Genomic DNA, 9,871 nt, shown 5'->3' on the forward strand with positions numbered 1-9,871 from the left:
CCCAAACAAAAGGGGTTAGCTGTCATTAGTGTGTCATTTCTACTACTGGTAATCATTACGACGAAAAAATGATTTTTATCAGGTTTTGCCTTTACAAAAGAATGACACTAATCATGCAGGCTACGTGGCGACTATAATGCTTTTCGCTTTCGGCTTTTTGCTTACTTTTGCACCAATTTAAAAGAAATGGTATCTAAATCTGATGTTGGAATAGTATTAATGAACCTCGGATCGCCTGATTCTACCGCTGTGCCGGATGTTAGGCGTTATCTGAATGAGTTCCTGATGGACAAGCGTGTAATTGATTATCCGTGGTTGTTCCGCAAGATCTTAATTGAAGGTATCATTGTGCCTAAGCGTGCGGAGCAATCTGCCCGGGCTTATGAATCTATCTGGTGGGAAGAAGGATCACCATTGGTGGCTTTAACAAAGCAGCTGCAGATGGCGGTGCAGAACGATATGGAGATTCCGGTAGAAATAGCCATGCGCTATGGTAATCCGCATCCGCAGGTAGCTTACGACAACCTGCTCAAACAAAATCCTGATCTGAAAGAAGTAGTGCTGTTGCCGCTGTATCCGCATTATGCCATGTCTTCTTATGAAACAGCAGTGGAATACGCACAGGAAATCTATAAAAAGAAAAAATACAAATTCAAGCTGTCGGTAGTGCCGCCGTTTTATGATGAACCGGACTATATCCATGCACTTACAGAAAGCATGCGCCCATATCTTCAGCAGGACTATGATTACGTATTATTCAGTTATCATGGGTTACCGGAAAGGCATATGCGCAAAGCTGATCCTACCGGCGCTCATTGTATGAAGATAAACGACTGCTGTCATGTAAAATCGCCCGCACACGACTACTGCTACCGTCACCAGATTACAGTGACCACTGAGCTGGTAGCGGAAAAGCTGGGATTGCCGCGGGAAAAATGGGGCATCTCTTTCCAGTCGAGGCTGGGCCGTGAAGAGTGGCTGAAGCCCTACACCGCAGGTTTGCTGGAAACATTGCCCGCCGAAGGGAAAAAAAGACTGTTGATCGTGTGTCCTGCTTTTGTGTCAGATTGCCTGGAAACACTGGAGGAGATTGCAGTGGAAGGGAAGCATTCTTTTCTGAACAGTGGCGGTGAATCCTTCACCATGATTCCGTGTTTGAATATTCACCCGTTGTGGGTAAAAGCAGTGGTTAAATATTGCACGCAGATAATCGCAACCGAAGCCGTTTAAATTTAACATATGTCCGATCAACTCGTATTGATTGTCGGCGCCGGCCTGTCCGGGCTGAGTATTGCATATGAATTGCAGAAACTGCAGGTACCTTACCAGGTACTGGAGGTTTCTGATCATAGCGGGGGCGTAATGAAATCTATACGGGAAAATGGTTTTGAGCTGGATGCAGGCGCCAATACCATTGCTGCCTCTCCTGAACTGCTGCAATACTTTACAGAACTGGGCCTGGACAAGGAAATCCTGACCGCTGCCGCCGCCAGCAAGAACCGCTTCCTGGTAAGAAGAAAACAACTGCATGCCGTTTCTCCTCATCCTTTTAAGATCATGGCTTCCCCGTACCTCAGCCGGAGCAGCAAGTGGCGGCTGTTTACAGAGCGCTTCCGTAAACCGGCAACCATATCTGGAGAAGAAACGGTCAGTGATTTTGTAACAAGAAGATTTAATAAAGAGATTGCAGAATATGTTTTTGATCCGGTATTATCAGGCATTTATGCCGGTAATCCCGACCTGATGAGCGTAGCGGAAGTATTACCTGCACTCCCGCGGTGGGAGCGGGAATACGGCAGCGTAACGAAAGGACTGATGAAAGACAAAGGCGCTATGGGCGGCCGGAAAATTATCAGCTTTAAAGGCGGCAACCAGCTGCTCACAAACCGTTTACAACAGTTGCTCACTACCCCTGTACGCCTTAATTGCAACGTAACCGGTATCACAGCCGCCAATGGCGGGTATATTGTGAGTGCGGTGGAAAACGGTGTTTCGGAAAGTTATGCTGCTTCAAAAGTTGTACTGACCACTCCCGCATACAGCACCGCAGAAACCATCACCCAACTTGATGCGGCCACCGCAGCCTTATTAAACAACATTCATTATCCCCGCATGGGCGTGCTGCACCTGGGCTTCGACGCTGCTGCGCTGCCACAGCCGCTGGAAGGCTTTGGTTTCCTGGTACCGAATGCGGAAAATATGCATTTCCTCGGTGCTATCTGCAACTCTGCTATCTTCCCGGATAAGGCGCCTGCAGGAAAAATCCTGTTTACGGTATTCCTGGGAGGAGCGAGGCAGGAGCGCCTGTTTGACCAGATGGATCCGGAAGCCTTGCAACAGCAGGTGGTTTCGGAAGTACAGACTTTACTGCACCTGTCGGCTCCGCCGGTGATGCAGCGGTTCAGCACCTGGAATAAGGCTATTCCACAGTTGAATGTTGGTCATGTTAAGTTGCGGAATGCCGTAACAGACTTTGAAAAAAAATATCCAGGTATTCATATTGCAGGAAACTACCTGCAAGGCGTAGCCATCCCGGCTTTACTGCAACATGCGGCTGCTTTGGCCGCTTCGCTGAAGAAAAATTAAACAGAAAAATAGTTCGTTGTTGCCGTTTTTTCTTTAAATTCCATTATAAATTTCCACCAGATGATTGCAGGAATTTTAAAAGAAAAAAACGGCGAAACCAGGGTGTCTCTTGTCCCTGAAGTAGTAAAGCAACTGCAGCAAATGTCGGTAACCGTGTGGGTGGAGCAGGGAGCCGGCGACAATGCTTTTTATAACGACGACGCCTATATGCAGGCGGGTGCGGAAATAAAAACAGCTGCGGACATCCTCACGGGGGCAGATATCATCTTTACGCTGCAGCCTCCGTCAAAAGAAATAACAGACCAGATCCCTTCCGGGAAAATTATCGCGGGTATTCTGCAACCGCTGTACCGTGTAAACGAGGTGGAGCACTGGGCGTCCCGTAATATCACCGCATTCAGCCTGGATACCATCCCGCGCACCACCCGTGCGCAGGTAATGGATGTGCTTAGTTCCCAGGCCAATATAGCCGGTTATAAGGCGGTATTGCTGGCTGCGTATAGCTATTCCCGTTACTTTCCTATGTTTATGACTGCAGCAGGCAGTATTGCTCCCGCCAAAGTATTGATATTAGGCGCCGGAGTAGCTGGTTTGCAGGCTATTGCCACTGCCCGCCGTTTGGGTGCTGTGGTGGAAGTATTTGACACCAGGCCTGCGGTAAAAGAAGAAGTGATGAGCCTGGGTGCCAAGTTTGTGGAAGTGGAAGGAGCGGCAGATGCTTCCTCCGCCGGCGGCTATGCGGTAGAACAAAGCGAAACCTATAAGCAGCAGCAGCAACAACGTATTGCGGAGAGCATTGCGAAAGCAGATATTGTGATCACTACTGCGCAGATCCCGGGTAAAGCCGCACCTGTACTTGTAAGCAGCGACATGCTGGATCGCATGCGTGCAGGTTCTGTGATCGTAGATCTTGCCGCCGCAACGGGGGGTAACACCAGCGTTACCAAGAACAATGAAACCGTGCAGTACAAAGGAGTTACCATCATCGGGAATTCCAACCTGCCTGCCACTATGCCGGCGGATGCCAGCAAGTTATATGCAAAGAATCTATTCAATTTCCTGAAACTGATATTAACAAAAGAGGGAGCGTTGCACCTGAACTTTGAAGATGATATTGTGAAAGGCGCCTGTATTACGCACAACGGTGAAATTGTGAATGACCGTGTGAAAAACCTGATGCAGCCAGCTTAGTAGTCGAGATCGTAAAAATACCCGTCTGATATGGAATATATTTTAACTTTTCTTCACCAGCATATCGATCTTATCTACATCGTTATCCTGTCTGTTTTTTTAGGAATAGAAGTGATTTCGAGGGTACCGTCTGTATTGCATACACCGTTGATGAGCGGCGCCAACGCTATTCACGGCGTTGTAATTATCGGGGCCATTATTGTGATGGGGAAGGCCGAAGCGGATAATTATCCCGCGCTGATCATCGGCTTCCTGGCGGTGATCCTGGGTACGATCAATGTGGTAGGTGGTTTTGTAGTCACCGACCGTATGCTGGAAATGTTCAAAGGCAAAAAGAAATAGCTAACGGCTAAAAGTATAATACTTATGGGATCCAGCATTTTATCAATTATTTACCTGATCGGCTCTGTTACTTTTATCCTCGGACTGAAAATGTTAAGTAAACCGGACACTGCCCGAAAAGGCAATCTGGTGGCTGCCGCAGGAATGTCGCTGGCTATCCTCGGCACTATCTTTCTCTACCGGGTAAATGATGCCCCCCTGCATAATTATGGCTGGATATTCACCGGGCTCGTCGTTGGTGGTGTAATAGGCGTGTTGTCTGCAAAGAAAGTGAAGATGACGGCCATGCCGGAAATGGTAAGCATGTTCAACGGGATGGGCGGTGCATGTGCGGCGCTTATTTCTATCGTGGAATTTGACCACCTGATCAAGCTGATAAAAAATTTATATGCACCTGTTTCTGACGATCATCTGGCACTTCAGTTACTGGAGTCGTCTGCATCCAAAGGAATGGTGATCATCATTTTGCTGAGCCTGATCATTGGCGCGGTATCCTGTGCGGGCAGCATTGTTGCCTGGGGAAAGCTCACCGGAAAGGTGAAGGATTTTTCCTTCAATGGACAGCACTTCCTCAACATGGGCGTATTGGTGCTGATAGTAGGGCTGTCTGTTTGGCTGGTGTGTATCTTTGGTTTGTCGCCAGGAACAGGCATCGTTGTATTTTATGTTATTTTCCTGCTGGCATTGTTCTATGGGGTATTATTCGTGCTGCCGATTGGCGGGGCAGATATGCCGGTGGTGATTTCCCTGTTGAATTCATTTACAGGCGTAGCCGCGGCCTGTGGCGGGTTCCTGTACAGTAATCCCGTCATGCTCACAGGTGGTATCCTGGTAGGTTCAGCAGGAACGATTCTCACCATCCTCATGTGTAAGGCCATGAACCGTTCCCTGAAAAACGTGCTGATAGGCTCTTTCGGCGGTGGTGCGACCGGCGCTGCTGCCTCCGGAAAGGAGCAGGGCAACTATAAAGAAATTAGTTTGAATGATGCCGCCGTAGTACTGGCATATGCCAATAAAGTGATCATTGTACCGGGTTATGGTTTGGCGGTGGCACAGGCCCAGCATGCCTGTCACGAGTTGGAGAAGCAGCTGGAAGAGAAAGGAGTGGAAGTAAAATATGCGATCCACCCGGTAGCAGGCCGTATGCCCGGACATATGAATGTGCTGCTGGCCGAAGCAGATGTGCCCTATGAAAAGTTGTTGGAAATGGAAGATGCCAACGCCGAATTTCCCACAACAGATGCGGTATTAATCTTAGGCGCCAATGATGTGGTAAACCCGGCAGCGAAGAGCGATCCCGCCAGCCCTATTTACGGCATGCCTATCCTGGAAGTTGAAAACGCCAAAGTGGTAATAGTCAATAAACGCAGCATGAAACCTGGCTATGCCGGTATCGAAAATGACCTCTTCTTCCAACCCAAAACCTCCATGCTTTTCGGCGACGCCAAGAAGGTGTTGCAGGAGCTGCTTTCCGCTATCAAGGAGGTCTAACGCGAATTTTGTCTTTCTCAGGATTACGCTGATTTTACTGATTTGTTTGATTTTATTTTTTTGGATTTTATAAAGGATTTAAGAAGATTTTGGTAGATAAAAGCGAATATATCCGCTTATATCTACCCAAATCCTTTAAAATCCAAAGTGATCAAATCCCTAAATCAGTATAATCAGCGTAATCAGCGAGAAAGACAAAATCCGCTTCTATCTCCCAAAATCCTTTAAAATCCAAAGTGATCAAATCCAGTTAATCAGTAAAATCAGCGTAATCCTGAGAAAGACAACCTACGCTCATATCTCCGCATTTTTGCTAAATTTGCGAAAAAAAATTTCCTTTGTCCAGTCAATTACCAGCAGCGCTATTAGATTCGTTAGCGGGACTTCCGGGTTATAACCGGGAAACATTTGAGCAGGTGCATGCCGCCGCCGAAAAGATTACTTCACTGCGATTGAATCCCAATAAAATAAAAATGCCGGAACGGGCGGCAGCCGTGCTGCAATCCTTGTCTGTCACCGGCGCCACCCCGGTTCCCTGGAGCAGGGAAGGGTATTATTTGCCGGAACGGCCTTCCTTTACTTTTGATCCTTATTTTCATGCGGGTGCTTATTATGTGCAGGAGGCATCTTCTATGTTCCTGGAACAGATGGTGCGGGCAACAGTGGATCTTTCGCAACCGCTGAAGGTGTTGGATCTTTGCGCTGCTCCGGGCGGAAAATCCACTTTGCTGCAATCCCTGATCAGCCAGGATAGCCTGTTGGTAGCTAATGAGGTAATTAAGCCACGCGCTGCATTGTTGTCCGACAATCTCACAAAATGGGGTGCTGCGAATGTAGTGGTGAGTAATAATGATCCGCGTGACTTTTCACGATTGCCTGGTTATTTCGACCTGGCAGTAGTGGATGCGCCTTGCTCCGGCTCCGGTTTATTTCGCCGCGATCCGGAACTGGTGGAGGAGTGGTCGCTGGAAAATGTAACGCTGTGCAGCCAGCGGCAGCAAAGGATTATGGCAGATATGCTGCCAAGTGTAAAAGAAGGCGGCGTTGTCATTTATTCTACCTGTTCTTTTTCTGCGGAAGAAGATGAAACGATCCTGGATTGGCTGGCGGATCATTTTGAGCTGGAAAATATCCCGGTTACCCTGAACCCGGAATGGAATATTATTGCAACGGTAACGCACAAACGAAATTGTACCGGTTACCGGTTTTACCCCGACAAACTGAAGGGAGAAGGGTTTTTTATAGCTGCCTTCCGTAAGCGCAGCAGCGAAACGCCGCGTAAACCGAAGCAGCATAAATCAACAGCATTAACTGCCCGCCAGCAGGAAGTGATTACCCCCTGGATAAATGTACCGGATAGCTACCAGTATTTCATGCACCAGGAAGAAGTATTGATTTTGCCACCTTTGGTGGCAGCAGAAATACCATTGTTGCGGCAACAATTGTATATTCGCAAGGCGGGTGTAAAAGCGGGGCATCCCAGTGCGAAGGAATTAATTCCAGATCATCAGCTGGCAGCCAGTACATTGGTATCCGATGAGCTGCCGGTGGTATCCCTGGATTTGCGCCAGGCATTACAATACCTGAGAAAGGAGGATCCGGGAGTGAATACAAGGGTGCGTGGATGGGCACTGGTAAGATATGAGGACATGAACCTCGGCTGGGCGAAAATTTTACCCAACCGCATGAACAATTACTACCCCAAAGAATTGCGCATCCTGAAAGAAATTACCGGGATGTAAAAAACAGCCGGCCGCTATTTATCCGGGAATGATACCAGCTTTGAAATACAGTGCCAACGGGGCGCCGTTTATACCGGCGGCCACAACAAAAAGGGGTTTTCTCCGTTTGGTTTATTAAATAATTTTGTCAATTTTAACGCATATATTCGTTGCCCGAAATAGCAGATAAAAATTCAGGATCTGCTGCTGCTGTGATACCGGATTAATATGCTTTGCGGAACAGATGTTTCCGTAAAAAATGAAAGAGAGCAGTAGTCAGCATATCCATCATAAACAGAGTTAGTATGATAAAATCGATTCTATCAATCGTCTTGTTTGGTTTTAGTGCAGCGGCGGCGCAGGCGCAGGACACGCTGGAAGTACAAGGTACTTCCCCCGCTCTCTATATATCCCATGTTGTTAAAAAAGGAGAAAATTTTTATAGCCTTAGCCGCGCTTACGGATTACCACCGAAGGAAATTGCTGCGGCCAATAAAGTGAACATGGAACAGGGATTACAGCTTGGCCACAAGCTTCACATCCCGCTCACTACCGCCAATTTCTCACAAAAGGCGGATGCATCCGGCAAACCCGTATATCATAAAGTATCCGAAAAAGAAACTTTATACCGTGTAAGCGTGAACTACAATAAAGTGCCGCTGGATAATATCCGTCAATGGAATAATTTTTCAGGAGATGGACTCAAAAAAAACAGCTACATAGTTGTGGGCTTTATGAAAGCCGGCGGAGCTGCTGCAGAAGCAACTCCCCGTCCTGAAAAAGTAAAGGAGAAAGCCACACCGGCGCCTGAACCAGTGGTTACACTGGCACCACCGCCACCCCCACCTCCGGCAGAAAAGGAAACAGCTAAGAAAGAACCTGAAACACGCCCCGTAGCAGAAGTAACAGAAACTCCCGCTCCTGCCCCTGCCCCGGTTAAAGCTGCACCTGTTAGCAGCAGCACTGATTTTGAACAATTGTATGAGCAGCAAACCAATAACGGCAAAAAAACTACTTCCGAAAAAGGCCCTGGTACCTGGTTTAAGAGCAATGCGGTAGGCAAATACTATGCGCTGCACAACACTGCACCACGCGGCACTATCATCAAAGTAACCAACCCTCTCAACGGCAAAGCGGTATACGCCAAAGTACTGGACGTAATACCACAGATGAAAGCCAATGCAGGCCTTATCATCAAGTTGAGCGACAGCGCCATGCAGGCACTCGGCAGCAACGAAACGAAGTTCTACTGCGAACTGAGCTACGAGGATTGATCGCGGATTTTGTCTTTCCCGCTGATTACGCTGATTATACTGATTAGCTGGATTTTTACTTTTGGATTTTATAAAGGATTAAGGGAGATAGAAGCGGATATATTCGCTTTTATCTCCCTTAATTATTATTTTAAGAAAACCTGAAAAATCCAAAAAAATCCAAAAGTAAAAATCCAGGTAATCAGTATAATCAGCGTAATCCTGAGAAAGACAAAATCCGCGCGATTAGAAGCGATAACCCCGGAGGAACGACTCTACATCCATTTTCTTCTTGCCTTCCAGCTGGATTTCATCCAGGTAGAGATAGCCGTCCGGAGCTGCTATTTTTATATAGGTTTTTTGATCGGTATCGAAGTCGCCTGGTGCTTTTGCGGGTGTAGTAAGTTCCTTATGGGCTTTGTATATCTTCAGCGTTTTGCCCTGGAAGGTAGTCCAGGCGGCGGGGCAGGGACTAAGGCCGCGTACCAGGTTGTAGATGTTATTTAATGGCTCCTGCCAGTTGATCTGGCAGGTTTCCTTGAAAATTTTTGGCGCATGTTTTATTGCTGCTGCAGGAATATTGGCCTGCGGCGTTTCCTTTATATCGCCGGCAGCAATGGCTTGTACAGTTCTCAGCAGTAAGCGGGCGCCTGTTTGCATGAGGGCATCATGCAGTTCACCGGCGGTTTCATCTTCACGGATGGCTACTTTGTCGCTCAACAGGATGTCGCCGGTATCTATTTCATGCTGTAGTTTGAAGGTGGTAACGCCGGACTCTTTTTCGCCATTAATGATGGCCCAGTTAATAGGCGCTGCGCCGCGGTAGTTGGGCAGCAGGGAGGCGTGTACATTGATAGTGCCTTCGGGCGGCATATTCCATACTATTTCAGGCAACATGCGAAATGCCACTACTACCTGCAGGTCGGCTTTCAGGTCTTTTAAGGCGGCGATGAAATCAGGATTTTTCAGTTTCTCCGGTTGTAAAATAGTGAGCCCTTTACGTACTGCATATTGTTTCACTGCGCTTTCCTGCAGCTGTAAACCACGACCGGCGGGCTTATCGGGCGCTGTGATTACACCCACTACGTTAAATCCGTTCTGTACTAATATATCGAGGGAGGCCACTGCAAAATCAGGGGTCCCCATAAAAACAATGCGAAGATCTTTACTCATAGGATGCAAAAATAACGACCTTTCGCGGATTTTAGCGAAGAGGCTGTATCATAAATAAATGATGCGGTCTTTTTTTTTATTTTAATACCCGTCCCCCATTTATCCACGTTCCTG

The 9,871-nt window shown here is 47.5% G+C and carries 8 protein-coding genes; 7 read left to right on the plus strand and 1 reads right to left on the minus strand.

The window, feature by feature from the left end; genetic code table 11:
- Positions 1-186: 186 nt before the first annotated feature.
- From hemH to AB6805_RS26325, 7 genes are all read left to right on the plus strand, one after another.
- A complete protein-coding gene (gene hemH, locus AB6805_RS26295) occupies positions 187-1,230 on the plus strand; it encodes a ferrochelatase (protein ID WP_370912432.1) in 1,044 nt (347 codons plus the stop codon).
- 9 nt (positions 1,231-1,239) lie between these two features.
- A complete protein-coding gene (hemG, locus tag AB6805_RS26300) occupies positions 1,240-2,586 on the plus strand; it encodes a protoporphyrinogen oxidase (protein ID WP_370912433.1) in 1,347 nt (448 codons plus the stop codon).
- A 60-nt stretch (positions 2,587-2,646) separates the two neighbouring features.
- Positions 2,647-3,777, plus strand: coding sequence for a Re/Si-specific NAD(P)(+) transhydrogenase subunit alpha (locus AB6805_RS26305; RefSeq protein WP_370912434.1), 1,131 nt, complete (start codon positions 2,647-2,649; stop codon positions 3,775-3,777).
- Positions 3,778-3,807: 30 nt separating this feature from the next.
- A complete protein-coding gene (locus tag AB6805_RS26310; protein ID WP_079470407.1) occupies positions 3,808-4,119 on the plus strand; it encodes an NAD(P) transhydrogenase subunit alpha in 312 nt (103 codons plus the stop codon).
- A 24-nt stretch (positions 4,120-4,143) separates the two neighbouring features.
- On the plus strand, positions 4,144-5,610 hold the full coding sequence (locus AB6805_RS26315; RefSeq protein ID WP_370912435.1) for an NAD(P)(+) transhydrogenase (Re/Si-specific) subunit beta: 1,467 nt from the start codon (positions 4,144-4,146) through the stop codon (positions 5,608-5,610).
- Between the two features lie 338 nt (positions 5,611-5,948).
- Positions 5,949-7,352 (plus strand): RNA methyltransferase, encoded by a 1,404-nt coding sequence (locus AB6805_RS26320; RefSeq protein ID WP_370912436.1) that lies wholly within the window; start codon positions 5,949-5,951, stop codon positions 7,350-7,352.
- Between the two features lie 284 nt (positions 7,353-7,636).
- The gene (locus AB6805_RS26325; protein ID WP_370912437.1) at positions 7,637-8,605 is read left to right on the plus strand and encodes a LysM peptidoglycan-binding domain-containing protein; all 969 of its coding nucleotides are present in this window, start codon (positions 7,637-7,639) and stop codon (positions 8,603-8,605) included.
- Positions 8,606-8,830: 225 nt separating this feature from the next.
- On the opposite strand, the gene fmt is transcribed toward AB6805_RS26325, so the two are convergent.
- Positions 8,831-9,757, minus strand: a complete 927-nt coding sequence (gene fmt / locus AB6805_RS26330) for a methionyl-tRNA formyltransferase (RefSeq protein WP_370912438.1) — start codon at positions 9,755-9,757, stop codon at positions 8,831-8,833.
- Between the last annotated feature and the right edge of the window lie 114 nt (positions 9,758-9,871).

Source organism: Chitinophaga sp. RCC_12 (assembly GCF_041360695.1).
Classification (GTDB): domain Bacteria; phylum Bacteroidota; class Bacteroidia; order Chitinophagales; family Chitinophagaceae; genus Chitinophaga.

What these genes read in the sequence shown, in the direction of transcription:
- hemH (WP_370912432.1), top strand. Translation starts at nt 187, where the DNA reads ATGGTATCTAAATCTGATGTTGGAATAGTATTAATGAACCTCGGATCG.
- hemG (WP_370912433.1), top strand. Translation starts at nt 1,240, where the DNA reads ATGTCCGATCAACTCGTATTGATTGTCGGCGCCGGCCTGTCCGGGCTG.
- AB6805_RS26305 (WP_370912434.1), top strand. Translation starts at nt 2,647, where the DNA reads ATGATTGCAGGAATTTTAAAAGAAAAAAACGGCGAAACCAGGGTGTCT.
- AB6805_RS26310 (WP_079470407.1), top strand. Translation starts at nt 3,808, where the DNA reads ATGGAATATATTTTAACTTTTCTTCACCAGCATATCGATCTTATCTAC.
- AB6805_RS26315 (WP_370912435.1), top strand. Translation starts at nt 4,144, where the DNA reads ATGGGATCCAGCATTTTATCAATTATTTACCTGATCGGCTCTGTTACT.
- AB6805_RS26325 (WP_370912437.1), top strand. Translation starts at nt 7,637, where the DNA reads ATGATAAAATCGATTCTATCAATCGTCTTGTTTGGTTTTAGTGCAGCG.
- fmt (WP_370912438.1), bottom strand. Translation starts at nt 9,757, where the DNA reads ATGAGTAAAGATCTTCGCATTGTTTTTATGGGGACCCCTGATTTTGCA.